Genomic DNA, 26,947 nt, shown 5'->3' on the forward strand with positions numbered 1-26,947 from the left:
GCCGACGAAACTTCCGTAAGTGTCGTAGGAAAGTTCGCTAAATGCGGATTTCCAACTTTTCATGGGCAAAGCCGTACTTGCTGCGCTGATGAGCGCAGTGACTGCTGAGTCATATCAATCCGGCAGAGCCGGATTTAGGGTTGGAGCATTGTTTGCAGTGAAGCCAATACTTGCTGGGTAATGCCGTCGAGTTTTATCGACAAGTAGGCGTAAACGCTTGTGCAGATCACGCCCATGACCACCCAAGGTGTCCACCAGGGCAATTGGCGATGCATGCGGTAGTGACGGGGCGCCACATTGCTGAACGGGTCCGTCAGGCGCTCGGTTTTCACGCGGGTTTCGCGCAGTTGCAGGACGCGTTTACGCAGCCGGTCAATCCAGACCTCCAGTTCCGCGTCACCATTGGTGCGGTTGGCGTACTTGCCGCGGTAGCCTAGTGCCAGGCACCAGAACAGGAACACGAACAGGTCATAGCGGGCTTCGGGTGCTTCGAGCAGGCGTTCGAGCACGCTGAAGAACTTCTCCCCACCCCAGGTTTCCTGGTGAATGGCGCTGAGCAGCGACTGGGCTTTCCAGGGCGAGCCTTGCCCCCATGGTGTCGCCATCACGGCTTCATCAACCACGCAGCACAGGCTGTAGGAGAACACCACGCGGTCGCCTTCGTCGCACTGCTCAAGCTGACGCACTTCCTCGACCATGCCAAGGATCAGGGTTTTGACGTGGGCGTACAGTTGCTCGGCGTGCTCGTATTTCTCTGTGCCTTCCAGGCGGATGACTAGGCCAAGGAGTGGCGAGGCGATGTCCAGAATGGGGTTCAAGGTGTTTGAGCGGGTGTTAAAGCCTAGGGCATCGAACTGTGGGAAGAGCTCGCTCTGGGTCTGCGTTCTGCGCGCATCTGTATGACCTCGTTCGTAATCTTGCTCAGGCACATTCTTCACGGTAGACCTCCTGGTCACATGACCGGCTGCTGCCCGGTACGGGCTGGCCACAGCTGGCGGGTTGCGTTGGCGGTATTGACGATCTGCAACTGATGGAAGGAATTGCTGCTGGCATACAGCGCCATGAAGTGCGACAGCACGTTACCGAACAGCTGCACCTCGCCCTCGCATTCGAAGCCTGCGGGGTCGATGTGCAGGGTGGTGCGCAGTCCGCGCATGGGTAGGCCTTTGATCAGCCAGTCGTAGGGTTCGCTGTCCACCTGCTTGATGGCGTTCAGGCGTTGCTGCGTTGTGCGCTGTTGCTGTAGGTCGTGCATGCCCACAAAGTCATAGGCGCGCAGGACCGACGCCAACGCAGCCGGGGACGACAGCGACAGGTTGTTCAGGGCCAGGTTGGATATCAGTGCCCAATGGCGGTCGCCATGGCCACCGCTTTGCAGCATCGGTGGGTAGCAACGAGAAGGACGGGTCAGGTTGCGGTAGGTGACGAAGGACGGGGTGTCCTGAGTTGTCACATCGACATCACCCACCTTGAGCTGTTGCGCCCGTGTGCCGTTGCTGCAGGTCAGCTCGATGCTCAGGCGTTCCTGCTGGGCGAGATAGGGCGTGAGGTTTCGCTGCACCAGGCTCACACGGTGCTGCACCCTGTCGTTCACAGGTTCATGCTCGATGTCGAGCTTGTAGTAGCGTGGCGACGGCTCGGCAAGAGGAAAGCGCGAGTCCAGTGCCTCGAACGGTTTGAAATCCTGAACCACTCGATGGGATTTCTGGTGCAGGCTGCTGACACGATCAACGCTGAAAATCTCGTCTTGCCCACCGTTCTGCCGCCCGGGCTTTATCAGTTTGCTCACGGTCTGCCCATCCAGGGCGATGGGGTCGGCCAGGCGGGGGAACAGGTTGATTGCCGGGACGCAGTTGAGCAACACGGTTGTCCGATCAATTCGCAGGTCAGGCGGTAGTGGGGCGTTGAAGCGGAACTCCAGCTGCAGGTGCGTGGCTGCCTCATCCGGCCAGACATTCTGCAGGCCGTCGATGCGAAAGCCATGAAAGCGTTCGGGAAAGCAGAAAAACTCCTGCAGAACACGGTAGCTATCCAGCTGCCCGCCAGCGCTGGGCAGCAGCGCTTCATCGGGGTCGAAGCCGATGAACGTCACCGAAGGTGGGAGTGAAAAGCGGTGTTCGCCAACGTGCAGGTAGAGTTTGTCCAGATGCACCGCTAGCCACTGATACACCGTCAGCGCGTTGCGCTTGCCGCCTGCCAGATGAAACTGCAGGTGATCACACCGCATGCGCCGCAGCGGTTGCTCGGTCAGGGTGGCGAGGTCGATGGACATCACCGGCGCGTCTGCACTGGGCCGAGCGGTAACGCTGCGGACCTCCAGAGGTGCGAGGGCCAGGTCCACACAGGTGCGGAACTCGCAGCGCACACCCTCGACCGGGCGGGCGAACACGGGGGTTCCTTTGGGCAGTAGCTGGGTCTCGGTCAACGCATGATCGGCTGGTGTGAACTGCATCAGCGTCATGCTGGGCAGTGGCCGTAGAACGTTTGGGTAAACCAGTTGCAACAACGGGTGGGTCAACTCGGGCAGATGGTCGTCGACCTTCATGGCCAAGCGTGCGGTGAGGAAGGCGAAGTGCTCCATCACGCACTCGGCGTCTGCATCTGAGGCGGTACTGCCAAGGAAGGGGGCAAGCCGCGGCTCGTCTGCCACGAAATCGTCACCTAGCGTCTGGAGGTAGCGCTGCTCCAGCCTGAACCAGTCTTTAAACTTCATGTTTAGTATGTCGTCTGCTCTGATTGGCGGCACTCGCCAAGGTTGATGTGGCAGGGTGGCTAATTGTTGTGGGAAACTTCCTACAACTTGCGGCTTAGTTGCGGTCTTCCCTTGTCGCTTGCCTTTTTAATAATGCCGTTGTTTTCACCTTGACTGCGAAAAATATGTAAGATGCTATTTCTTTGGGCACGTTATTGAATAATGTTTTTGAACGCTGTTACTGTCGTGGGGCTATGCCCTGAGGGGAATGGGTCATTCATGTTTGCAGTCGGTAAGGGTTACCGCGATGAAAATAAACAAGGACGGATGGCTGCGTGGTATATCGCTGGTGCAGCGTCAGGCAATGCCCGTAATCATTATTGTGATGCTGCTGTTACTTGCCGCAGCCGTGATCGGGTTGTGGTGGTGGGGGCCCCACTGGCAGTGGCGTGATCATCAGCCGTTGGCAGATGTGCCGGTGCGTGTTGCGTTGACCATGCTGCTGCTGGGCCTGCCAGGTGTAATCTGGACGGTACAGGTGCATCGGCGCAACCGCGCGATCATCCGCGAGCAGCAACAACAGCAGCGCGAGGTGGCGGACCCTTGCTTGCCGTATCTACACGCTCAGCAGCGCTCCCTCGACGCCAGTGTGGCGCGCTTGCGCGATAGCCGAGGTGGGCGAGGGCATCGCAACGATGTACCGTGGTACCTCATGCTCGGCGAGGAGAACGCAGGCAAGTCGAGTTTCATAAGCCGGTCGGATCAGCGTTTTGCGCTCACCAGGATCGAGCGTGGTGTCCTGCGGCGATCCAGCGCAGACCCGGACCTGGCGTTTGGTATTGACTGGTGGATCGGTGACGACGCGGTAGTCATCGACCCACCAGGCGCATTCATCAGTCAGCCTGAGCGCCCGGTGCAAGTGATCGAGGCCGTGCAGCCACCCTCAGCGAGTGAAAAAGAGGGGGAGGGTGAAGCTGAAGAAGTCACCGTTCAGGTTGCCAAGCCCACTGAAACCATCGGCCTGCCTGCCGGGGTTGAACGGCGCCTGTGGCGGCACATGATTGGCTGGCTTGCCCAGAACCGCAGCCGACGCCCGCTCAACGGCGTGGTCTTGCTGGTGGATATGGTTAACCTGTTCGGCCGCTCTGAAAAGGAGCGTCGTGACCTTGCATTCGTGCTGCGTGCGCGTTTGACGGAGCTGGGCGCCGAGCTGGGCACGCGCTTGCCGTTGTACGTGGTCATGAGCAAGATCGATCTGCTGGCCGGTTTCGAGGAACTGTTCGCCAAGCTGCCGGCCCGCGAGCGGGAAGAGGTGCAAGGTTTTACCTTCACCCTGGACTCGGTGAAGGACGTCGATGCCTGGCTGGATGAAATGGGCAAGGCCTACGAGCGATTCATCGAACAGCTCGGTAGCCAACTGCTCGCTGCCACCGAGCGGATGCCAGCTGCGGTGCGCAAGAGCGCGTACTCGCTGTTACGGGAGCTGAGCGGCGCTCATTCCATGCTGCTGGACTTCCTCGGCGACGTGCTGGCCAGTGACCGTTACACCACGCCGCCTCTGGTGCGGGGTGTGTACTTCTCTTCCGTGTACCAGCGCGGGGAGGTTCATAACCTGCTTGCGGACGCCTCTGCTCGGGCGTTTGCGTTCACGCCACCGGCACTGTCCACCAAGCCACAAGGCACGTCCGTGGTGTATTTCGCCCAACAGCTGCTGCAGCGGGTGGTCTACCCCGAAGCGGGCCTGGCCGGTGACAACCACAAGGTGACGCAGCACAAGGCCCGGCTGTTGCGAGGGGGCACGGTGGCCGCTGGCATCTGCGGGGTGGCGATGATCGGCGGCTGGCTGTACTTCTACAGCGTCAACCGCGACAAGGCCGAGCATGTTCTTCAGAAAAGCCATGCATTCAGCAGTACCGGCGCGGATACCCAGCAGGACCTGACCGGGCGCAACTTGCTGGAACCGTTGGACGAAATCCGCGATGCGGTGAGTCTGTATGGCGATTACCGATCAGGGTGGACCGTATTCACCGATATGGGGTTGTACCAGGGCCAGGCCATCAGCCCACAGGTGGACCAGGCGTACTTGCATGCCCTGGCGGCGCGTTTTCTGCCGGCGATCTCGGGCGGTGTGGCGGCGGCCATCCAGCACGCTACGCCAGGTAGTGAAGAGCAATTGGCGGCGCTGCGTGTATACCGCATGATCGAAGACCGCGCTAATCGCCGGCCCGAACTGGTGGAGCTGTGGATGGCGCGAGAATGGCAGAAGGCGTATCCGGGGCAAGGCCAGTTGCAGGCCGCCCTGATGCGCCACTTGAAGTACGCATTGGCTTTCGCCGACGTAGAACTGCCGCAGTACCAGAAGGTGGTGACCCAAGCACAACAACAGTTGCGTAAGTTGCCGTTGGCTCAGCGTGTCTATATCAGCCTGAGGCAACAAGCCCAGCAGAAGCTGCACGGTGAGTTGGACCTGCGTAACGAGATCGGCCCGGCTTTCGATATCGTCTACGTCCCCTTGGCGCAGCGAAACCATCAGGCGGCCGTAGATGGCAATCTGTCTTTACCGCCACTGCTGACCGCGAGCGGCTTTCGGGACTACTTCGAGCAGTACAGCCAGAATGTGGCTGACCTCGCCCTGATCGATCAGTGGGTGTTGGGGGAGCGGCGGACGCTCGACTATTCCGAAGTGGACCGCCAGGCCCTGACAGAGCGCTTGCGTGCCTTGTACAGTGCCGATTACATCGACAGCTGGCGACGGGTGCTGAACCAGTTTTCCGTTACTCCATTTACCGACCTCGCGCATGGGTTGAGCGTGCTGGAACAGGTGACTGGGCCAGCTGCACCGATGCGCCGCCTGCTGGAAACGGTGCGTGGCAATACCTTGATTTACTCGCTGGCGGCCGAAAACAACAACGACTCAGCGGCCGAGCAGGAAGGCCGGTTGCAGGCGATGGGAATCTACCGCGCTTTCGCGGGCCTGTCCGGGATGCTGGATGTGCAGGGTGACAAGCCGTCGTTTTACGATGAGATGCAACAGGCCATCGCCGCTGTCTACGACTATGTGAAAGCGGTGCAGGACAACCCCAATCAGGGCAAAGCGGCCTTGGCGCTGGCACTGAGTCGCTTCTCGGAGAAGGCGCCCGACCCTATTCGCAACTTGCAGCGGGTCGCCACCGGGTTGCCAGAGCCACTGAACCGGCATGTGCGCCAGTTGGCGGACCAGACCTCCCAGGTGCTGATGGTCATGGCGCTGCGCGAATTGGAGCAGCGCTGGAACTCGGAGGTGTACAGCCTCTATGAGGAACGACTGGCTTCGCGCTATCCCATCGACCCGACTGGGCCGGACCTGTCGCTCAAGGACTTTGAAGCTTTCTTCGGGCCTCAGGGGCAGCTCAAGCGCTTCGAAGACGCGTACCTCACGGTGTTCCTCAAGGACAACCTCAGTGCCCTGTACTCCAGTGCCGATGAGGGATACCTGATACGCCCCGAGGTCATGGCACAGCTCAAGCAGGCCGAGACCATCCGCAATGCGTTCTTCGACAACCGCGGCGAGTTGAACGTGAGCTTTGGGCTGGAGCCGGTCGCGCTCAGCCATGGGCTGCGCGGGAGCGTCTTCGGGCTGGATGGGCAACTGCATGCCTTTGCCCTGCGGGGCAAGGAGCCAATTGGAATGACCTGGCCTGGGTCTGCGGGGGAGAGCAGCCATAGCCGTATCACCTTGGTGCAGGCGGCGGGTACCACTGTCAGCCTGGGTTACCAGGGGCCTTGGTCACTGTATCGCTTGCTTAGCCGTGGTGGTTTGAATGCACGTACTCCCACTAGCGTTGACCTGAGCTTCAAGATTGCCGGCGATACGGCACGCTACAAATTCCACGCAACCGGTGCCAATAACCCCTTCACACGGACGCTTTTTGCAGGTTTCGCATTGCCCCAGCGGCTTTTGCGAGAGCGCACACGCGACGAAGTGGTTGAACGATAGGCGGAGCAGTCGGCGCAGTAATCCCGATACCAAGTCATCTGGATCGGGATATTTATTGGCCAGTGGAGAGTCAGTCCGGCCTGATCGCCCAGAACTGCATCTCCAGGTTGGGGAATTCACCGGCGATATGGAAGCCGAAGCCGCTGGCGTTCTTGAGCTGCTGTTCCCAGCTTTCGTGCTGGCGATCCAGTTCGAAGTAGACGAAGCCTGTGTGATGGGGGAGATGCCGGGGGGTAACAAGCTGAGGAATGAGCGCTAAGCCGGGCATCTGCAGGTGCACGAACTGGTGCAGTTGCTCGATGGAGGTGACCTTGCCCTGTTGTTGGAACTTCCTGCGCAGTTCCTCGCCGGGCAGGTCGGCCCGCACGGCCAGAATGAAGGTGGCAGCTTCAAGCAGTCGGCGCTCGTGCAGGGTCGCGGTGAGTACACCGTACTGCTGCTCTTCAATGGGCAGTGAAACGGCCTTCGGCTGCAAGATGGTGCTCAGTGACCGACGCAAGGTTTCTTCCAGCATGTGGAAGGACTCGGCCAGGTCGTCGTGTTGATAGGCCGGGTAGTCCAGGGGCAAGCGCCCGTCGTCGGTGAAGGTGACCAGTTCGCCACAGGCCTGGCCCAGGGCGATATGCAGTTGCTCCGGGTGCACATTGCGCCGGCGTGCCAGGTGATGGAAGTAGGGGTGCAGACGGTTCAGCACTTGCAGCAATGCAAAATCGGTCACGTCGGCGATCCCCGACTGGCCAGGCGAGCAGATCCGCGCCGCAAGGTTGCGCGCCCGCTCGCGTATCAGCTGTGAGGCCTCCTCCAGAAAGCCAAGCAGGGCGGGGGCGGCCTTGATCGAGATGCAGGTCGGATAGAAGCGCGGGTCCAGAAGCAAGCTGCCGTCCGGGCGTCTATCCATGACTTTGGTCAGGGCCAAGCAGCTGTAGGCACTGTTGTCGTCGTCCTGCAGCTTGATCTGCAAGTTTGGAATGGCGACATCAAGAATCATCGAATCGCCACTGGCGCCATGGTTGTCCATGACCGGAACGCCCTTGGCGATGAAGCGTCCATCTACCCCCTCACTGTCGGGCCAGCGGACTTCAGGAGCCCCAGGCGCATGCAAAGGCAGCGCGAGGTAGACGACCTTGTTCGAGACACCCTGGGGGATTTCCAGAGGCGCTGGTGGCGGCATGTCGCCAGGGATGTCAAACACCGTGCCGTCCGGCATCACGCCACGCGCCCGTATGATTGCGACCTTGCCAAAACTCAGGTACTCGGCATTCAGTTCCAGTTCGCTGAAACCGTAAAACGCGTCATTCAGGCTGGATACGCGTTGGTGTAGTGCCGATTCCGCCGCATGTGCCATTTGTTGGAAGTGTTGGGGCTTGACGAACAAACCCTCTTTCCAGAGTACGGAATTGCGTGAACTCATAAGTGCTTCCTTCAACAGATGATGTTATTGATCGCGGCGGTACTCACGGTCGTGCCGAAGTTCAACGCCATTGTTTTCGAAGTGGACATGGACGGTATGGTCGTAACCGCGAGGCTGAATACGCAGGGTATCCTTCCATTTGCCACCGGGGCTGTTGCCCAGGCGCGCAATTACTGCGATGTAGCGAGTTCGTTCATTGACCTCTTCAGGTTCGATGTACTTGAAATGGCCTGGCACCAGGCGGAAGTCGTCGACGCTGATCAATGTCGTGCCCAGCGCCTCGTCCAGGTCTTCTTCTACCTGTTCATAGGTGGCATCGAGCAACAGCGAGTCGTCGCGCAGTTGCAGGATCTTGAAGGCGATCGACGAGGGTCCTTGGCGTTGTGGTGCTGGATCGGGGGCGGGTGGGGGCTCGGATTGAGCCAAGGCATAACTGGCCAGGTCGGCAGGTGCTCGGGTCTTCTCATCGTCCGTGGAGCCTGGGTAGTTCTGGTGCAGCTGTTGCGCCAGCGCGTTCACCTTGTCAGACAACGCAGTGGCATCGGCCGCGCTGAGGTTGGCTGACAAGTGCCCTGAAGGGCGTAGTGTTGAAGGGGACTCAAGATTGGCTTGTTCCGGCCCTACTGCGGCGGGCGTGTCGGCTGCGTAGAGACTGAGCGCTACTCGACTGATGTCATCGCTGGGCCCGCCGACCGGCAGCGTTGGGTCTTTCAGGACTTGGTAGACGCGATTCGTTGTGCTGCAGCCACCTAGCGTCAGGCAGATCAACAGGAGTGCAAAGGGCTTGTTCATTGCGCCTCCTTGCCGAAGATGCGTGCAATTTCCGGGTCGATTCGAGCCTGAGCGGCCCTGTCCAGGTAGGCCAGGGGGTCAAGCTCGTCCAGGGGCTGGGGCTCGCTGGTGCGGAATGAATTGAACAGCTCGTTGGTGGGTACTCCCAGGACTTGAAGAGGGCACTGTTGCTGGGTCATTCGTTGCTCCGACAGAGGATCTCTGTCAGAGGCGGTGTGCAACTGCTGCATTCTTTTCGTTTCGTCTTGACCAAGTAGGTGGATCGCTATTTGGTAATCGCCGATCTGCAGCCTGTCGTTATGCCTAAGGCGGATCGGGGTGCCGGATATCAATGCGGTGTCGTTGCCATTCATGAAGCTGCTGCCGCTGTGGTCAATCAGGCAGAAGTGGCCTTCATGCCAGCGGATTTCGCAATGGGCAGGCAGGATGCGCGACTCCCGGTCGTGCAGCTGCCAGGCGCCTTGTCGGCCAAGGGTGCCACCGGTACGGTCGAAGCGGTGCTGTGGCTCGGTGCCGTGGTGCAGTGTTTCTGGGTTCAGAATGACCAGGGTGATACTGGGCGGGAAACCATTTGTACTCATGCGCGTACCATGATGCGAACAGGTGGCGGGGTGGGGTCGTTGCGGTCAGCGATGAAGCTGGTCCAGCCCAGGTGAGTGCCGTGTTTGGCCCGCAGGCTGAAGGGGGGCGCCTGCTCGGCGCGCATGCGCAACTCAAGGTCATAGGCGCCCACGTCCCGCAGCAGGAAGTCCACCAGCTTGGCCAGCCGGTGGTAGTTGTCGCCGCTGGGGAGGAGGGCGCGAAACTGCTGTTGATCAAGGCCCGCGATAACGATGGTGAACTTGCTGCTGCGTGACTCGGTGCTGCCGCCTACGAGGAAGTTCCCGCCCAAGGCGCAGTTGTCGGTGCCAAGCTGGTTGCGTTGGGAATGGGGAATCAGCACCATGCGCTTCTCGAATTCGCGGATGGATACCTGCTTGAGGTCGAAGCAATGCGCAACCATGCCGGCCACCATGCCGGGGGAACGGCTGCGACTGGCGATCATCCCCACGAAACTGAGCAGCCGGCTCCACGGTAGCGGCGTGGCGCCGCGCAGCCCCGCGTCTTCCAGGCCGATCAAGGCGAAGATATAGCGCGAGAACCCATCTGTGGCGCCAGGTTTGAAGCGCCGGTAGTAGCGATACTTGCGCCAGCCTTGATGCAGCAAGGTATGTAAACGGTGGTTGAAGAAATTGAAGTAAGCCGGACGTATACCAATGCCCTGGGCATGTTCGTAGCTCAGCTGATCGAGGTAGTAGGAGGGCAGTGGCGAGTCCGTGCCATGCAGCCCCAGGAAGCTGGTCTGGATGCTGTAGCGGTGTTCCGCCAGGCGCTCACCGCTCAATACGTCGGCAACGGGAAAGGACAGGGTGGGCGAGACTTCGATCTTCAGCCTGCGGCGGGTCTGCTCGCTATACGGGCGCTGTTCAAGGTCGTCCCCGTGCAGCTGGTAGATCAGCTCCAGCAGCTCGAAATACGGGTACCGATGAGCCTCTTTGAATATGACGTCCATTGAGTCGCAGGCTCTTCTTTTTTCTGAGTCCTCGTCCATGTGAAGTTCTCTTGATAGTCCGAGCGGGAAGATGGGTTTATTTGTAGGAAAAGTTACCTAAATCTAAAGCCTTGTCGTGGAAAATGAACATTGCCAATTAAGCCATGATATGAAACCTTGCGATAGGGAAGTGCATCAGGTCGAGGGCTGAAGTGTAAGAGGATGTTTGTATAAAAGCGGCGAAAAGTTTTGTCAAAACTGTACCAAGAGGTTCACCAAAACGTCTGATCATTGGCGCCTCTGGAATCCGCGCCGCAACCAACCCCGATCATTAACCTTAGCGTAACGATCCGGCGCCGAGCTTGATTGATGCCCGGCTGGGCGCCGCCCTAAGGTGACCCCACGACAGCGAACCCGTGGAGTCACCATGACAACAACACAGAATCCACCGCCGCAATGGTCGCGACGGCGTGCCGAGAAGCAACGCCGCCTCGATCAGGTCCGCCACCTTGCCGACGGTGCGGTGCTGCCCAGCGAGCGTATCGTCGAAGCACTGGAGCTGTTGCTGGCCCCCGGCGACCGGGTGGTGCTGGAAGGCAACAACCAGAAGCAGGCCGACTTCCTCTCGCGTTCGCTGGCCAAAGTCGACCCTGGGCGCCTGCACGACCTGCACATGATCATGCCCAGCGTCAGCCGTGCAGAGCACCTGGACTTGTTCGAGCGCGGCATCGCCCGCAAGCTGGATTTCTCCTTCGCCGGGCCACAAAGCCTGCGCATTGGCCAGTTGCTTGAAGACGGCTTGCTCGAAGTCGGCGCGATCCACACTTATATCGAGCTGTACTCGCGGCTGCTGGTCGACCTGATCCCCAACGTGACTTTGGTGGCAGGCTTCATGGCCGACCGTGAGGGCAACCTGTACACCGGGCCCAGCACCGAAGACACCCCAGCGCTGGTGGAGCCGGCCGCATTCAGCGACGGTATCGTCATCGCCCAGGTCAACCAGCTGGTCGACCGTGTGGATGACCTGCCGCGGGTCGATATCCCGGCGTCATGGGTCGATTTCGTGGTAGTTGCCGACCAGCCTTTCTACATCGAACCGCTGTTCACCCGCGACCCGCGTCATATCAAGCCGGTGCATGTGCTGATGGCGATGATGGCCATTCGCGGCATCTATGAAAAACACCAGGTGCAGTCGTTGAACCATGGCATCGGCTTCAATACCGCTGCTATCGAGCTGATCCTGCCCACCTACGGCGAGTCGCTGGGGCTCAAGGGCAAGATCTGCCGCAACTGGACCCTCAACCCGCACCCTACGCTGATCCCCGCTATCGAAAGCGGCTGGGTGCAAAGCGTGCATTGCTTTGGCACCGAGCTGGGCATGGAGGACTACATCGCCCAGCGGCCCGATGTGTTCTTCACCGGCCGTGACGGTTCGCTGCGCTCCAACCGCATGATGTGCCAGCTGGCCGGGCAGTACGCCGTGGACCTGTTCATTGGCGCGACCCTGCAGGTAGACGGCGATGGCCATTCGTCGACAGTGACCCGTGGCCGCCTGGCCGGCTTTGGCGGGGCGCCTAACATGGGCCACGACCCCCGGGGCCGGCGCCATGCAACGCCGGCCTGGCTCGATATGACCGTGCCGCAAACCCTGCTGGAGCGCGGCCGCAAGCTGGTGGTGCAGATGGTCGAAACCTACCAGGAAGGCGGCAAACCGACCTTCGTGGAAACCCTGGATGCGGTGGCCGTGGCGAAAAAGGCCGGCATGCCGCTGGCCCCTGTGATGATCTACGGTGACGACGTTACCCACCTGTTGACCGAAGAGGGCATTGCTTACCTGTACAAGGCCCGCAGCCTGGAAGAACGCCAGCAGATGATCGCCGCCGTTGCCGGGGTTACCGCCATCGGCCTGCGGCATGACCCGAAGGCCACTGAGCGCCTGCGCCAGCAAGGCCTGGTCGCATTGCCCGAAGACCTGGGCATCCGCCGCACCGACGCCAGCCGCGAGCTGCTGGCAGCGCGCAGCGTTGCCGACCTGGTTGAATGGTCCGGCGGCCTGTACAACCCGCCGGCACGGTTCAGGAGCTGGTGATGAAAGCACACGACTTGCGCCTTGAACCTGTTACGGTCCCTGTGGGCGCGGGTTTACCCGCGAAGAGGCCAGCCCACACAACCCGGATCCTACTGCCAGACCACCTGGCCGACCTGGCCGTGGAAGCCCTGATCGACGAAGCCGAGCTGTCCCCCAAACCCGGCCTGGTCGACCGCCGCAGCAACGGCGCTCACACCGACATGACCTTGGCCCTGATGCACGCCTCGGCCCTGGCCCTGTGGCCCTCCCTGCGCAACATGGCCGCAGCCGCGCAAACCATCGGCACCATCGGCCAACCCCTGCGAGCCGGCTTGGGCGAGCTCGGCCGTGAAGGCGAAGCCGCGATGCTGGCCGCGACCCATGGGGTCAACACTCACCGCGGCGCAATCTGGGCCCTGGGCCTGCTGGTCGCCGCCAAGGCCCTTGACCCCGATGCCGACGCCAGCACGGTGGCCGCGCGGGCGGGGCGCATCGCCCTGTTCGACGACCCGGCCATGCCGCAGCAGCACAGCCACGGCCTGCAGGTGCGCCAGCGCTATGGCAGCAGCGGGGCCCGCGAACAGGCGCAGCAAGGCTTCCCTGCGGTTATCGGCCACGGCTTGCCCCACCTGCAATGCAGCCGTGCCAACGGTGCCAATGAGGCCAACGCACGGCTCGATGCCTTGCTCGCCATCATGGCCGTGCTCAGCGATACCTGTGTGCTGTGGCGCAGCGGCCCTGCCGGACTGGCCGCCGTGCAGCAGGGCGCCCGCGCGGTACTGGGTGCCGGGGGCAGTGCCACCCTGGCCGGGCGCCGCCACTTGCGTGCGCTGGACCAGCAACTGCTGCAACTGAACGCCTCACCGGGCGGCGCCGCCGATCTACTGGCCGCCTGCCTGTTCCTCGACAAAGCCGGGAGCCTGTGACATGGAAACCCTGACCTTCGATTTCCCCGCCGCCGAACCGGGGCGTGGCCGCACGCTGGTGGGCTGTGTCAGCTCCGGCGACCTTGAAGTACTGATCGAACCCGGCACCGCCGGCCACCTGCAGATCCAGGTGGTGACTTCGGTCGATGGCAGCGCCGCGCGCTGGGCGCAACTGTTCCAGCGCCTGTTCGAGGGCCGCGCCTGGCCGGCCGTGAACATCGACATTCATGACTTCGGCGCCACCCCAGGGGTGGTCCGCCTGCGCCTGGAACAAGGCTTCGAGGAGATCGCCCATGACTGACACCGCACGCTTGCTGCGCAGCCGCAGCTTCGTAGAACTGGGTGCCCGGCAGCGCGCCCGCGCCGTGCTCGACCCGGGCAGTTTCCGCGAACTGCTCGGCCCCTTCGACCGGCTGATGTCGCCCTGGCTGCCCTTGCAGGGCACCGTGCCGCAGGCTGACGACGGCGTGGTCATCACCAAAGGCACGCTGAACGGGCGCAATGCGGTGGTCGCCGCTATCGAGGGCGGCTTCCAGGGCGGCAGCATGGGCGAGGTGGGCGGCGCCAAGATTGCCGGGGCGTTGGAGCTGGCCATCGAAGACAACCGCAATGGCATCCCCACGTGTGCAGTGCTGCTGCTGGAAACCGGCGGTGTGCGGTTGCAGGAAGCCAACCTTGGCCTGGCAGCGATTGCCGAAATCCAGGCGGCGATCGTCGAACTGCGGGCCTGGCAGCCGGTGATCGGGGTGATTGCCGGTTCCGTGGGGTGCTTCGGGGGCATGTCGATCGCCGCTGGCTTGTGCAGCCATTTACTGGTCACCCGCGAGGCCCGCCTGGGCCTCAACGGGCCGCAGGTCATCGAACAGGAAGCCGGCATTGCCGAGTATGACGCCAAGGACCGGCCGTTCATCTGGAGCCTGAGCGGCGGCGAACAGCGCCATGCCAGCGGGCTGGTCGATGGCTATGTGGCCGATGACATCCAGGCGCTGCGCGACTGCCTGCTGCAATTGCTCGACTCGCCTGGCGCTGACCGCGCCCGGCAACACGCCTGGTTCCTCGAGCGCCTGGCCCGGCTGGGCGCCGACTGCCCGCAACTGGACGCTGCCGCCGTGCGTGCCCTTTACCAAGGAGAAGCCCAATGAACCGTGCCCTGAACTGGCTGCCGGGCCTGGCAGGCGGCCAACCCTTGCCGGGCTACCCGGCGTCGTTGCAGGTTATCGATGGCGAACTGGACAACCGCCTGGCGCGCTTTATCGCCGTGGTACCGGACCCCGCCAATCCGTTCCCCCGGGCCCGCGGGGGCGAAGTCGGTCTGCTGGAGGGTTGGGGCCTGGCCAAGGCCGTGAGCGACGCGGTCGAAGCTGACCGCCAGGGGCACAAGCGCGCAATTGTCGCGGTAATCGATGTGCCCAGCCAGGCCTACGGTCGCCGTGAGGAGGCCTTGGGTATCCATCAGGCCTTGGCTGGCGCTGTGCAGGCTTATGCCCAGGCCCGGCTGGCCGGCCACCCGGTCATCGGGCTGCTGGTCGGCAAGGCCATGTCTGGCGCTTTTCTTGCCCACGGCTACCAGGCCCAGCGCCTGATCGCCCTGGACGACGCCGGGGTAATGGTGCATGCCATGGGCAAGGCGGCAGCCGCGCGCATTACCCTGCGCAGTGTCGAGCAACTGGAAGCGTTGGCCGCCGAGGTGCCGCCCATGGCCTATGACCTGGCCAGCTATGCCTCACTGGGCCTGCTGTGGCGTCGGTTGACGGTGGCCAACGCCCAAGCGCCTGGCAGCGCCGACATTGCCCTGGTGCGTGCCTGCCTTGCCGACGCGGTCCGGGATATTGGCAGCTCGACTGACCTGTCGTCGCGGCTGGCGGGCGAACACCGCAGTGCCTCGCGGCAAGTGCGTGAGCAACTGCGCCGCCAATGGCAGGGTGCCTGAGGTGAGCGCGCCACGCCCCCATGACCTGCTGTGGGGTATGCCCACTTCGGCCCTGCCGGCCGACGCGCCGCTGTGGGCACGGAAAGTGTTGGCCGGCGGCCAGCCGGTGGTCGTGCGCCGCGCGGTGTGTGACGCCGGCTGGGTCGCCGTGGGCGTGCGTGGCCAAGGGCGGGCGCAGCGCCTGGCAGCGTTGATGCGGGTTGGCGACATTCAACGCCAGCAGGCCCCCGAAGCCTTGCACCGGCCAACACAGCGCGCCTGGCCAGCATTGCAGGCTCTGGCCTCGGTAGCGCCAATGCTCGATGCCTGCGGCCTGGCCTGGGGGCCGACAGGTGGCGTGGGTTACCAGATTGCAACGGGTATCGACGTGCTGCACGCCGACAGCGACCTGGACATACTGGTGCGCACGCCGCAACCGCTGGCGCGCGCGCAGGCCCGCACGCTGTTGGCGATGCTGGACGGCGCGCCATGCCGTATCGATGCGCAGCTGGAAACCCCGGCCGGGGCTGTGGCGTTGCGTGAATGGGCCGGTTTCGCCCAGCGTGTATTGCTCAAGTCGCCCATGGGGCCATGCCTGTGCGAAGACCCGTGGGCTGTACGGGAGCGTGCCGCATGAGCACTCTGTTCGCGTTCCCGGGCCAGGGTGCCCAGCAGGTGGGCATGTTGCAGCGCCTGCCCGAAGGCAGCGGGCCGGTGCTGGAGGAGGCCAGCGATGCCCTCGGCCAGGCCGCACTGGCGTTGGACAACGCGCACGCCCTGCAGTCGACCCGCGCCGTGCAGCTGTGCCTGCTGCTCAGTGGCGTGGCCTGGGCGCGCTGGTTGATGCAGCGCAGCCCAGGGCCGGATTGCGTGGCGGGCTTGTCGGTCGGCGCCTACCCGGCGGCAGTGGTGGCCGGTGCTTTGGGCTTTGCCGACGCTGTGCGCCTGGTTGCCCTGCGCGGCGAACTGATGCAACGGGCCTATCCGCGCGGCTATGGCATGACTGCGCTCAGTGGCCTGGAGCTGGCCAGTGTCGAGCGCTTGCTGGGCGAGGTGGGCGGCGAGGTGTATGTCGCCAACCTCAACAGCGAGCAGCAGATCGTCATTGCCGGCAGCGAAACGGCGATGGCGGCGGTGGCGGCCCGCGCGCGCAGCCTGGGCAGGGGCATCGCGCGCCGGCTGGCAGTCAGCGTGCCATCGCATTGCCCGTTGCTGGCTGGCCCGGCAGCAGAGCTGGCTGCGGCCTTCGCTGCGGTCGAACTGCAGCGGCCACGTATCACTTACCTCAGTGGCAGCAGCGCACGGGTGATAGTCGACCCGCAGCGCCTGCGCGACGATCTGGCCGGCAACATGGCGCGCCGGGTGGACTGGCGGGCAGCGTTGCGCAATGCCTATGAACGCGGCGTGCGCCTGCACCTGGAAATGCCGCCTGGCAGCACGCTCAGCGGCCTGGCCAGGCCGGTGTTCGAACAGGGCAGGGTGCTGGCGGTGGAAGGCACCCGATGGGACAGCCTGGATGCGCTGCTGCGCCAGGAGGTGGCGGACCGGCGATGATGGCGGGCAGCGCGCCGGCTGGCACGGGCTACGCCCGTTAATGAAGCCAGTGCGGCGCTTGCGGGTTTACCGATGGCGAAGAACAACAACAAGCAACTTCGACACTACCTGAGGACAACAACAATGATCATCTATGGTGTGGCACTGCTGGCGGTCTGTACGCTGGCTGGGGTTATCGTCGGCGACTTCCTGGGCGTACTGCTGGGCGTCAAATCCAATGTAGGCGGGGTCGGCATCGCCATGATCCTGCTGATCTGCGCACGCCTTTACATGCACCGTCACGGTGGCATGAGCAAGGAGTGCGAGTTCGGTGTGGGCTTCTGGGGGGCCATGTACATTCCGGTCGTGGTGGCCATGGCGGCGCAACAGAACGTGGTCACTGCCCTGCACGGCGGGCCGGTGGCGCTGCTGGCTGCGATAGGTGCGGTGCTGGTGTGCGGTGCGACCATTGCGCTGATCAGCCGTAGCCACCGCGGCGAACCGCTACCCGCGGTCGAGGCGCCACCCCAGGCCAATGGGCATGCTGCCCCTGCAGGGGGGCGCTGAACATGTGGCCGATCATTGATAATGCCCTGGAACATAACGGCCTGATCACTGCCTTCGCGGTGGTGGGCGGCATCATGTGGCTGTCGGTGTTGTTGTCCAGGTACCTGACCTTCGGCCGCGTGCACGGCTCGGCCATCGCCATTGTCATCGGGCTGGTGTTGGCCTGGGTGGGCGGTACCCTCACAGGCGGCCAGAAAGGCCTGGCCGACATGGCGCTGTTTTCCGGTATCGGCCTGATGGGCGGGGCCATGCTGCGCGACTTCGCCATCGTTGCCACGGCGTTCGAGGTGCAGGCCACCGAGGCTCGCCGTGCCGGGATGATCGGCGCGGTGGCGCTGCTGCTCGGCACGGTCTTGCCGTTCATTGTCGGGGCGGGCGTGGCGTACGCCTTCGGTTACCGCGACGCGGTGAGCATGACCACCATTGGTGCCGGCGCCGTGACGTACATCGTCGGCCCGGTGACCGGCGCCGCGCTGGGTGCCAGTTCGGACGTGATGGCCCTGTCGATCGCCACCGGTTTGATCAAGGCGATTCTGGTGATGGTCTTCACCCCGGTATCGGCCCGTTTGCTGGCGCTGGACAACCCACGCTCGGCAATGGTGTTCGGCGGTTTGGCGGGGACTGTGTCGGGGGTGACCGCCGGGTTGGCGGCGACGGACCGGCGGCTGGTGCCTTATGGGGCGCTGACCGCCACGTTCCATACCGGCTTGGGGTGCCTGATGGGGCCGTCGATCCTGTACTTCTGTGTGCGAGGGTTGGTGGGGTAGAAGCAGGCTAGCCCGCCCTGGTTTGGGGGTGGATACCCATACATCGGGGGGTACCTGTCATTTCTGCCAGTAGCTGCCTCCCTTTGCCAATGCATAAATGCCTCGGCCAATCCGCAATCACGATCAAGGCTGAGGTCCATTATCATGCGAACTATCATGTGTCTGGTATGGCTGTTCATCAGCGGTTGTACCGCTGTAGCGCCTGCACCGTCCTCCACCCTAGCCTCACTCGATGAGCGCGGCAGCCTGGCAGTCATCGAGCTGAAACGGTGGTACCAGAGCATTACCGACGACTGCGGCGGCCCGGACAAGCCTGGCTACTTATGCAGCGGCATCGCTTTGCGCACCACTGGCAGCAGCTCGAACTTCTTGCCCTGGGACCCCACCGATAGTCAGATTAGAAAAGGCAGTGTGGCCTTCTCCTGGCTCCGCCAGGACAGCAATTTCGGCAAGCCATTCGGTAACCAGAACGGCTTGATCCTGTATCCGAACCAAGCCGTCCCAAAAGACAAAGTCGCCGACCTGCACGTGCTGTGCGCCTTCCCGATCAACGCTAACACCAACCAGCGCCCTACCTTGCAGGGCTGCGGGCCGATCACCGGTTATGAGTCAACCACCGACACCTGCCAGGCGCTCGGCATAATCACAGCTCAGCAGTGGCTGGAGCGTTACCCACAAGCCGGCAATTATCGAGTTTGCGGGTGGGACATGCGGGCACTTGAAGGTTCCAGCGCTGAAGGCTTCCACACGGCAATCGCCGCTCGGGCCGGCTTGGCTGACGACCTCTGGAGCATCAACAACGAAGTGCTGCTACGCGCGTGGTCAAAGGGTGAGGGCGGGGTGCTCCCGGTGCACTCGTTCTTTTACGTCCAGGGCGAGCGCCAGGCATTGGCCAAAGCACAATATGACCAGATTCGCTACAACCAGCATTACCAACAGCTGATCCCGGTGGTGCGTGTAACGTTTCCCGAAAACAAGGCAGGCATTGCTGCGTTTGCCTACGAGGCTCAAGACCAGGCAGTAGGACGACCTATACCCACACCGTCTGTCGACTTCGAGGCGTTAGCGGTGGGGCCATACACCCAGATCACCGCCGACGGCGTCGAGTTCCAGTTGAGCGGTAGCCAGCGTGGCGTCAGCGACACCGCACACCCGGGCAGCGGCGGACGCATCGCCGGCAAGCACCTCGCGGTGAGTGCCACCATCCAGTTAGTGCTCGAGGGGGCCGGGCGGCGGCTGGTGCGATTTTCCTGGGGCTGTAACAGCTATTGCGGGATGCAGGCCGAGATCGCTGAAGTTTACGAGGAGCTTTCCTCCGACGGCCCGGGAGCCATGCGTTATGGCACCAAGGAGTTCATCATTGATGGACCTGAGATAATTCGGGTGACCGTAGATTCCGAAGAGGACGATAACCTGCTGGTCCTTGATAACCTGACCGTGCAGGCGCTGCCTGCCCAACCCCACATGCCGTAGGCGCGGGTACGCACGCACGGGGCCGGGGCAGGCAGCACGGTGGGACCGCCGGGGTTACGGCAGCCCGTTGGCTCAGTGGGCCTGGCTCTGGGCAGCCGGTGCAGGGTCGGCGGGCTCCAGCGGCGGATGCTCTTGCGCGGCATGCATCAGGTCTTCGGTTACCCGCAGTTCGGCACCGGTGGGCGAGAACGTGGTAGAGGCGGCGAACGGCGCCGGGTGCTCTGCCGCCGGGCGCTTGCCACGGCGCCACATGAAGAAGCACAGCATGGCCAGGTTGACCACGGCAAACGCCCAGAACAGTCCGGCCTCGCCAAACTCGGTCATCATCGGCGAAATGGCTACCGGTGCCATGGCCGAGCCCAGTGAGTTGATCAGCAGCAAACCCTGGATCATCGGCACCAGCGCATCGGACGGCGCGCGGTCGGCAGCATGGCTGACGGCGACCGGGTACAGGGTGAACACGCCACCGCCCAACAGGAACAGCATGGCCGGCAGCAGGAACGAGTCCGATGGCAGGAAGACCGTGACCAGTGACAGCACAACGCACAAGGCGGCCAGCGCCAGCAGTACGTCCAGGCGGTCTTTGCGGTCCGACCAGCGCCCGACCGGGTACTGCAACAGCATGGCGCCAAGGATGACCCAGGCCATCATGTTGCCGACTTCGCCCACCTCCAGGCCGATGCGTTGCAGGTACAGCGGCAGCAGGGCATAGATGCCGGCGATGGCGACGCCAGAGCCGAAGCAACCCACCAGGCCCGAGGGGGCCACGCCCAGCAACTGCCGGGGCTTGAGGGGTTCGACCTGCTCCAGCAAGGGCGATACCCGCGGCAGGATCACGATGGGCAGCACCGACAGCGCGGCCAGCACGCCGGCCAGCATGAACGGCGCGGTATCGCCCAACTGGGTGATCTCCCCCAGGCCGGCCTGGGCGATGACCCCGGCGCCATAGAAGGCGATCATGTACAGCGCCAGCAGGCGGCCGCGGATTTTCGCGTCGCCGGCCAGCAGCAGCCAGCTTTCGATCACCAGGAACACGCCCACGGCGGCCCAGCCGTTGATCAGGCGCAGCACCGACCACCAGGTCACGTCGTAGAACAAGCCCTGCAGCAAGATGGTCACGGCAATCAGCGAGGCGAAGCTGGTATAGGCGCGAATGTGGCCGATGCGCAGGATCAGCCGGTCGTTGAAGATGGCGCCCAGTGTAAGGCCGATGAAGTAGGTCGACGAAACGATGCCAATGGTGGTGGCAGACTCACCGGCGGCGCCCAGGCGCAGGGTGGTGAGGGAAGACATGAAGCCGTTGCCCAGGGCGATGATGAACAGCCCGAGCAGGGGCGCCAGCGCCATGGCCAGCAAACGCGGAGACATAGGTACCTCTGGTTGGATGAGCGGAATGAGCGCCTTTTCGGACGCGCACACCGGCTCGACCCCGCAAAGGGCGAGTAGCTGCACGGATGCGACCTGGGCAAGACTCAACCGCTGGGCCGTAGGGGATGGGGCCGGGCGGGGAGGGTTGAGCCTATTTCACATGGTGGGCATGTGTTCAGGCACGGACTCTGTCATTGCTGCTGGTTGCCACCGTTGACGGCGACGGGCGAAAAGGAAGCGCGATTCTACGGGGTTGCGAGGGTTTGCCCAAGGGGCCTGGCCCTGCGACGAGACGCCGCAGGCAGCCAGGCAACTGCGCCCGGCAGCTAAGGCTGCTCCCGGGTATCGATACTGACCACGACCGACATCCCCGGCCGCAACTGCCGGGCGGGTGGCTGGTCGGCATCCACGGTGATCCGTACCGGTATCCGCTGGGCGATCTTGACGAAGTTGCCGGTGGCATTGTCGGCCTGCAGCAAGGCGAACTCCGAACCGGTGGCTGGCGAAATCTGCTGCACGTGCCCGTACAGCTTCAGGTGGTTCAGCGCGTCCACGGTAAAGCTCACGGGTTGGCCGATGCGCACATTGGCCATCTGGGTTTCCTTCATGTTGGCGATGACCCACAGGCTGTCGGGCACCAGCGCCATCAACTGTGCACCTGAATTGACATAAGCACCCAGGCGCGTGCCGATCTGCCCCAGTTGGCCGTCACGCGGGGCGGTAACCCGGGTGTTGTCGAGGTCGATGCGCGCCAGCGCCACGGCGGCCTTGGCGTTTTCCACGGCCGCTTCGAGCGCAGCCCGGTTGACCACCACGGTCTCCCGCTCCTGGCGGGCGATTTCCAGCGCGGCCTTGGCCTGGGCCAGGCTGGCGACGGCAGCTGCCTCGTTGGCGCGGGTCACGTCCAGTTCACTGCGGGAAACCGAGCCGTCGCTGACCAGCGCCTGATTACGGCGCAGGTCGGCCTTGGCTTTGGCCGTCTGGGCCTGGGCATCGCCAATGGCGGCCTGGCGCTGGGCAATGGTGGCTTCGGCGCTCTTGCGCTGTTGCAGGTTGTTGGCCAGGGCTGCCTGTTGCTGCTGCAATTGGGCGAGGGCCTGGGCCAGGCGCTGCTTGTAGATACGGTCGTCCAGTTGCACCAGCAGGTCGCCGGCCTTGACGAACTGGAAGTCGTGCACGGGCACGTCGACGATGTAACCACTGAGCTGGGGGCCGATCAGGGTGACCTGCCCGCGCACCAGGGCATTTTCGGTGCTTTCGATGGCACTGCTGAAGGGCGGCAGGCGCCAGGCATACAGCACCAGCAGAACACCTGCCAGGGCCACGGCGGCAAAGCAGATCGAGGACAGCAAGCGCACCCGCCGCGTGCGTACCGGGCTACCCGGTTCGCTGGGGGGCGTGGCGCCTTCCGGGGTTTCGGCGATGGCGGTGGTGGTCGTGGTACGGGTGTCGTCGGTCATCGGGTGGGCACGCCGGGGGTGGAGTCGGTGGTGGTGGCCTGGCGTTTCGAGTACCAGAGCCAGGCGCTACGTATGCAGATCCAGATCATGGTCAGTATGGCGATGCTGCCGATCAGGACGAACACATCGTTGTAGGCCATGACATTGGCTTCGCGGCTGGCGGCCGTGGCCAGCAGGCGCATGCCGGCTTCAGTGCGCAGGGCCGGGTCGGCGAGGATGCCACTGTAGGCTGCTGCACCGCTTTGTACGCGGGCATTGACCAGTGGTTCCAAATAACTGAGGTGGTCCATCAGGTGGCTGGAGTGGAACTTCTCCCGCCAGGTCTGGAAGGTGCCGAGCAAGGCCGCGCCAACCAGGCCGCCAACGTTGTTGCAGATGCCGAACAGCACCGAAAAGCTGACCAGGTTACGGGGGTTGGCGCGCACATGGCTGATGCCCAGGGCCATCGACGGCCCCAGGAAGAAGGTACTGCCAAAGGCCAGCAGGAACTGGCTGAAGTACATTTGTGCCGGGCGCGTGAGGTTGCTGGAACCGCTGTCGATGAATGCACCGACGGCCATGGCCAGCAAGGACACGAACAGCGGGATGATCAGGTGGTTGGGGTTTATGGTCAGGGCACTGCTGGCCAGGCCCGCCACGGCACCCAGCAGCATGATCCAGTACAGGCTGCGCATCTGCTCGCTGCTCATGTTCAAGGCCTGCAGAAAGCCTACCGCCCCTGTGGATTGCTCCGAGGTGACCATGCGGATCAGCACCACGCACAGGGCCAGGCGGATGATGGCGCCACTGCCAAGCCAGCGGGTCATCAGCAACGGGTTGCGGCGGTTGTGTTCGATGGCCAGGCCGCTGAGCATCAGCGCAATCGATGCCGCCAGCGCCACGCCGAGCCACGGGGCCTCCAGCCACCAGTCTATGCGCCCCAGCGACAGCACGGCACAAAGCAGGGCGGTACCGCTGGCCATCAGGGTGAAGGTCAGGAAGTCCAGTGGCTCGAAGGTTTTGAAGCGGTCGCCGGGTGGCAGTTTGAGCAGCAGGACACATCCCAGTGCCGCCAGGGCCAGCCCGAGTTCGAACAGGTACAGCCCGCGCCATTCGGCTATTTGCAGCAAGTCTTCGGAAAAGATCCGCGCCAGGGGTAATGCCAGCTGCGAAGCGCCCAGGCCCAGTACCATGGCCTTCAACCGCCATTGTGCGGGGAAGGCCTGGATCATGTAGTACAGCCCCAGTGAGCTGAGCGCGGCGCCCACCATGCCGTGGGCAGCGCGTACGGCGATGGCCGAGTTGAGGTCGTTGACCAGCAGGTGGGCGAAGGTGACCAGAACGTAAAGGACCAGGAACACCTCGGTGAAGGCGCGCAAGCCGAATTGCTGGCGGAATTTCACCAACAGCAGGTTCATGGACACGTTGGTCATCACGTAGGCCGCTGGCAGCCAGGCCATTTCCGCGGTGGTGGCACCTAGCGCGCCTTGCAGGAATACCAGGTTGGCGGTGACCAGCGCGTTGCCCAAACCACCGGTAATGGCTACCAGCAGGCCGACCACGCCATACGCCAGGCGTTTGGCTGGCGAATGCAAAGGCGTGGAGGGGGAACCTGGCAGGGTGGGCTTTTCGTGGGGTAGCCACGCGTGTGGGGCGTATTTGTTCATGGGGCAGACTGTACTTGAGCGGCGCTTGTTGCTGCTAGGTGCAGGCTTTGGTTTTGAACATAGTGTGCGTTGCCGGTAGCACCGTATTCGCGGGTGGCACCTAACCCAGCGCGGTGGCTGGCACCGGCTGCGCCGGTGTTCGCGGGCACGCCCGCTCCCACAAGGGAGCGGGTTTATCCGAGGAAGGGCCGGGCCTGCTGGCTGACGGGTGCGTCAGAAATCTATGCTGGCGGAGGCACACGTGCGGGTACGGGCCCTTACAATGCCTTGGCCAGAAACGCCGCCGTGCGGCTTTCCTTGCAGTTGGCCACCACTTGCGGTGTACCGCTGACCACCACCTTGCCCCCGGCAGCCCCGGCACCTGGCCCAATATCGATCACCCAGTCACTCTGGGCCACCACCCGCATGTCATGTTCCACCACCACCACGCTGTGCCCAGCTTCGACCAAGCGGTTCAGTTGCACCAGCAGCCGGTCGATGTCTTGTGGGTGCAGGCCATTGGTCGGCTCATCCAGCACGTACAGCGTCGCGCCCCGGGCCATGCGTTGCAGTTCGGTCGCCAGCTTGATGCGTTGCGCCTCACCCCCGGACAGCTCGGTGGCCGGCTGGCCCAGGCGCAGGTAACCCAGGCCGATGTCTTGCAGCACCTGCAGGCACCGCCGGGCCGGCGGCTGTTCGGCAAACACCTGCAGGGCCTGGTCGACGGTCAGTTGCAGCACTTGCGCAATGTTCATGCCTTGCCAGCTGACCGCCAGGGTTTCGGGGTTGTAGCGCGCACCGTGGCAGGTCGGGCAGGGTGCATACACGCTGGGCATGAACAGCAACTCGACGCTGACGAAACCCTCGCCCTCGCAATTGGCGCAGCGGCCCTTGGCCACGTTGAAGGAAAAGCGGCCGGCGTCGAAGCCTTGCGCCTTGGCTTGTTCGGTCGCGGCATACAGCTTGCGCACATGGTCGAACAACCCGGTGTAGGTCGCCAGGTTGGAGCGCGGCGTGCGCCCGATCGGCTTCTGGTCTACCTGCACCAGGCGCTTGATAGCCTCGAGGCCGGCGCTGACGTGGCCGCTGCTGGTCTGTTGCGGTTCGTCTTCCAGGCTCTGCTCTTCAGGCTCGTCGCCTTGCCCGGCATGGCCCAGGTGCGCGCCCACCAGCTCCAGCAGGGCCTGGCTGACCAGGCTCGACTTGCCCGAACCGGAAATACCCGTTACAGCCGTGAAGCAGCCCAGCGCAAATGCTGCGCTGACGTTGTCGAGGTTGTTGCGGCTGATGCCTTCCAGCTTCAGCCAGCCACGGGGCTGACGTGGCGTACGCGGGGCCTGCGCCTGGGCGCCGAACAGGTAGGCGCGCGTGCAGGACTGCTCGACCTTGGCCAGGCCCGCCGGTGGCCCGCTGTACAGGATGCTGCCCCCGTGCTCGCCGGCGGCGGGGCCTACATCCACCAGCCAGTCGGCCCGGCGCATGGTGTCCAGGTCGTGCTCCACCACATACACCGAGTTGCCCGCCTGCTTCAGGCGTTGCAGCGCCTGGAACAGCGCTTCACTGTCGGCCGGGTGCAGGCCGGCCGAGGGTTCGTCGAGTACGTAGATCACGCCGAAAAGCTGCGAATTCAGCTGGGTGGCCAGGCGCAGGCGTTGCAGTTCGCCCGATGACAAGGTGGGCGTGCTGCGCTCCAGGGCCAGGTAGCCCAGGCCCAGTTCGAGCAGGGTGTCGATGCGCTCCAGCAGTTCATGGGCGATGCGCTGCGCGGCCAGGCGCTTTTCCAGGGTCAGTTGGCTTTGCTTTGGCTCCAGGTAGTCCGCTGCCGCGACCTTGCGCAGCACCTCGGCCAGCGCTTGCAGCGGCAACTGCGACAGCTCGGCGATGTCCAGCCCGGCAAAGGTCACGCCCAGCGCTTCACGCTTCAGGCGTTTGCCGTGGCACAGCGGGCAGGCGCTGGGGCGCATGTACTGGGCGACGCGCTTGCGCATCTGTGCACTTTGCGAATGCATGAAGGTATGCATGACATAGCGCCGGGCACCCGTGAAAGTGCCCTGGTAGCTGGGCTCCAGCTTGCGCTTGAGGGCTTGGCGGGTTTGTGCCGGGGTCAGGCCGGCGTAGACCGGTGCAGTGGGCGTTTCTTCAGTGAACAGGATCCAGTCGCGCTGGGCCTGGGGCAGGTCGCGCCAGGGTATGTCCACGTCATACCCCAACGTGACCAGGATGTCGCGCAGGTTCTGCCCTTGCCAGGCCATTGGCCAGGCCGCAATCGCGCGTTCGCGGATGGTCAGTGACGGGTCGGGCACCATGGTCGCCTCGCTCACCTCGTAGACGCGGCCCAGGCCGTGGCACTGCGGGCACGCACCCTGTGGGGTGTTCGGCGAAAAGTCCTCGGCGTACAGCATGGCCTGGCTTGCCGGGTAATGCCCGGCGCGTGAATAGAGCATGCGGATGGAGCTGGACAATGTGGTCACGCTGCCCACCGAAGAGCGAGCGCTTGGCGTGCCCCGTTGCTGTTGCAAGGCGACTGCCGGGGGCAAGCCTTCGATGGCATCCACATCCGGCACACCCACCTGGTCGATCAGGCGCCGCGCGTAGGGTGCCACCGATTCGAAATAGCGGCGCTGGGCTTCGGCGTACAGGGTGGAGAACGCCAGTGAGGATTTCCCCGAGCCGGACACCCCGGTGAACACCACCAGCGCATCGCGCGGAATATCCACGTCGATGTTTTTCAGGTTGTGCTCGCGGGCACCACGGACACGAACGAAACCGGTGGGGGGAGTGGAACGTGGCGGCATGGCGCTTTCCTTGGCGGTACGGGAAGCTCACGGTAGCAGCATAGTCGCTGACGT

The 26,947-nt window shown here is 63.5% G+C and carries 21 protein-coding genes; 11 read left to right on the forward strand and 10 right to left on the reverse strand.

Features of this window, described 5'->3' with window-relative positions:
- Positions 1-134: 134 nt before the first annotated feature.
- Both icmH and tssF read right to left on the reverse strand, forming a co-directional pair.
- Positions 135-938 carry a type IVB secretion system protein IcmH/DotU gene (gene icmH / locus ACF8SD_RS22345; RefSeq protein ID WP_392485167.1) on the reverse strand — a complete coding sequence of 268 codons (804 nt, stop codon included), beginning with the start codon at positions 936-938 and terminating at the stop codon, positions 135-137.
- A 14-nt stretch (positions 939-952) separates the two neighbouring features.
- Positions 953-2,713 (reverse strand): type VI secretion system baseplate subunit TssF, encoded by a 1,761-nt coding sequence (tssF, locus tag ACF8SD_RS22350; protein ID WP_392485168.1) that lies wholly within the window; start codon positions 2,711-2,713, stop codon positions 953-955.
- A gap of 343 nt (positions 2,714-3,056) precedes the next feature.
- On the opposite strand from tssF, the gene tssM reads away from it, so the two are divergent.
- Positions 3,057-6,668 (forward strand): type VI secretion system membrane subunit TssM, encoded by a 3,612-nt coding sequence (gene tssM / locus ACF8SD_RS22355; protein WP_392485169.1) that lies wholly within the window; start codon positions 3,057-3,059, stop codon positions 6,666-6,668.
- 70 nt (positions 6,669-6,738) lie between these two features.
- Here tssM and tssK read toward each other — a convergent pair whose 3' ends face one another.
- Genes tssK through tssG form a run of 4 tightly spaced genes read right to left on the reverse strand, consistent with a single transcriptional unit; the run spans position 6,739 to position 10,423 of the window.
- Positions 6,739-8,079, reverse strand: coding sequence for a type VI secretion system baseplate subunit TssK (gene tssK / locus ACF8SD_RS22360; protein ID WP_392485170.1), 1,341 nt, complete (start codon positions 8,077-8,079; stop codon positions 6,739-6,741).
- A 24-nt stretch (positions 8,080-8,103) separates the two neighbouring features.
- The gene (gene tssJ / locus ACF8SD_RS22365) at positions 8,104-8,871 is read right to left on the reverse strand and encodes a type VI secretion system lipoprotein TssJ (RefSeq protein ID WP_392485171.1); all 768 of its coding nucleotides are present in this window, start codon (positions 8,869-8,871) and stop codon (positions 8,104-8,106) included.
- On the reverse strand, positions 8,868-9,452 hold the full coding sequence (locus tag ACF8SD_RS22370; protein WP_392485172.1) for an FHA domain-containing protein: 585 nt from the start codon (positions 9,450-9,452) through the stop codon (positions 8,868-8,870). The genes tssJ and ACF8SD_RS22370 overlap by 4 nt, the downstream gene beginning before the upstream one ends.
- Positions 9,449-10,423, reverse strand: coding sequence for a type VI secretion system baseplate subunit TssG (gene tssG / locus ACF8SD_RS22375; protein WP_392485173.1), 975 nt, complete (start codon positions 10,421-10,423; stop codon positions 9,449-9,451). The genes ACF8SD_RS22370 and tssG overlap by 4 nt, the downstream gene beginning before the upstream one ends.
- Positions 10,424-10,829: 406 nt before the next feature.
- Between tssG and mdcA the strand changes: the two genes are divergently transcribed.
- The 10 genes from mdcA (at position 10,830) to ACF8SD_RS22425 (ending at position 19,645) form a co-directional block, all read left to right on the forward strand.
- Positions 10,830-12,491, forward strand: a complete 1,662-nt coding sequence (gene mdcA, locus ACF8SD_RS22380) for a malonate decarboxylase subunit alpha (RefSeq protein ID WP_173888931.1) — start codon at positions 10,830-10,832, stop codon at positions 12,489-12,491.
- Complete coding sequence (locus ACF8SD_RS22385) at positions 12,491-13,396, forward strand: triphosphoribosyl-dephospho-CoA synthase (protein ID WP_392485174.1); 906 nt, start codon at positions 12,491-12,493, stop codon at positions 13,394-13,396. Before mdcA ends, ACF8SD_RS22385 begins: the two co-directional genes overlap by 1 nt.
- Before the next feature lies 1 nt (position 13,397).
- Entirely contained in the window at positions 13,398-13,697 is a 300-nt protein-coding gene (locus ACF8SD_RS22390) for a malonate decarboxylase subunit delta (protein ID WP_009686716.1), read from the forward strand.
- Positions 13,690-14,538, forward strand: coding sequence for a biotin-independent malonate decarboxylase subunit beta (locus ACF8SD_RS22395; RefSeq protein WP_392485175.1), 849 nt, complete (start codon positions 13,690-13,692; stop codon positions 14,536-14,538). The genes ACF8SD_RS22390 and ACF8SD_RS22395 overlap by 8 nt, the downstream gene beginning before the upstream one ends.
- Positions 14,535-15,326 carry a biotin-independent malonate decarboxylase subunit gamma gene (mdcE, locus tag ACF8SD_RS22400; RefSeq protein WP_173888936.1) on the forward strand — a complete coding sequence of 264 codons (792 nt, stop codon included), beginning with the start codon at positions 14,535-14,537 and terminating at the stop codon, positions 15,324-15,326. The genes ACF8SD_RS22395 and mdcE overlap by 4 nt, the downstream gene beginning before the upstream one ends.
- A 1-nt stretch (position 15,327) precedes the next feature.
- Positions 15,328-15,942: a malonate decarboxylase holo-ACP synthase gene (locus ACF8SD_RS22405; RefSeq protein WP_392485176.1), complete on the forward strand. Its 615-nt coding sequence runs from the start codon at positions 15,328-15,330 to the stop codon at positions 15,940-15,942.
- Entirely contained in the window at positions 15,939-16,859 is a 921-nt protein-coding gene (gene mdcH / locus ACF8SD_RS22410) for a malonate decarboxylase subunit epsilon (protein ID WP_173888940.1), read from the forward strand. Before ACF8SD_RS22405 ends, mdcH begins: the two co-directional genes overlap by 4 nt.
- A gap of 123 nt (positions 16,860-16,982) precedes the next feature.
- Entirely contained in the window at positions 16,983-17,405 is a 423-nt protein-coding gene (gene madL / locus ACF8SD_RS22415; protein WP_009686721.1) for a malonate transporter subunit MadL, read from the forward strand.
- Positions 17,406-17,407: 2 nt separating this feature from the next.
- Complete coding sequence (gene madM, locus ACF8SD_RS22420) at positions 17,408-18,172, forward strand: malonate transporter subunit MadM (protein WP_009686722.1); 765 nt, start codon at positions 17,408-17,410, stop codon at positions 18,170-18,172.
- A gap of 144 nt (positions 18,173-18,316) precedes the next feature.
- Positions 18,317-19,645, forward strand: a complete 1,329-nt coding sequence (locus ACF8SD_RS22425; protein ID WP_173888942.1) for a hypothetical protein — start codon at positions 18,317-18,319, stop codon at positions 19,643-19,645.
- A 72-nt stretch (positions 19,646-19,717) separates the two neighbouring features.
- Here the strand turns inward: ACF8SD_RS22425 and ACF8SD_RS22430 are convergent, their stop codons facing one another.
- The 4 genes from ACF8SD_RS22430 to ACF8SD_RS22445 form a co-directional block, all read right to left on the reverse strand.
- On the reverse strand, positions 19,718-21,013 hold the full coding sequence (locus tag ACF8SD_RS22430; RefSeq protein ID WP_009686723.1) for an MFS transporter: 1,296 nt from the start codon (positions 21,011-21,013) through the stop codon (positions 19,718-19,720).
- Between the two features lie 326 nt (positions 21,014-21,339).
- Positions 21,340-22,473, reverse strand: coding sequence for an HlyD family secretion protein (locus tag ACF8SD_RS22435; RefSeq protein WP_392485177.1), 1,134 nt, complete (start codon positions 22,471-22,473; stop codon positions 21,340-21,342).
- Complete coding sequence (locus tag ACF8SD_RS22440) at positions 22,470-24,119, reverse strand: MFS transporter (RefSeq protein ID WP_173888945.1); 1,650 nt, start codon at positions 24,117-24,119, stop codon at positions 22,470-22,472. Before ACF8SD_RS22440 ends, ACF8SD_RS22435 begins: the two co-directional genes overlap by 4 nt.
- A 257-nt stretch (positions 24,120-24,376) precedes the next feature.
- Positions 24,377-26,893 carry an excinuclease ABC subunit A gene (locus ACF8SD_RS22445; protein WP_392485178.1) on the reverse strand — a complete coding sequence of 839 codons (2,517 nt, stop codon included), beginning with the start codon at positions 26,891-26,893 and terminating at the stop codon, positions 24,377-24,379.
- Positions 26,894-26,947 lie beyond the last annotated feature (54 nt).

Origin of the sequence: Pseudomonas sp. CJQ_9, assembly GCF_043106615.1 — a bacterium.
GTDB classification, from domain to species: domain Bacteria; phylum Pseudomonadota; class Gammaproteobacteria; order Pseudomonadales; family Pseudomonadaceae; genus Aquipseudomonas; species Aquipseudomonas juntendi.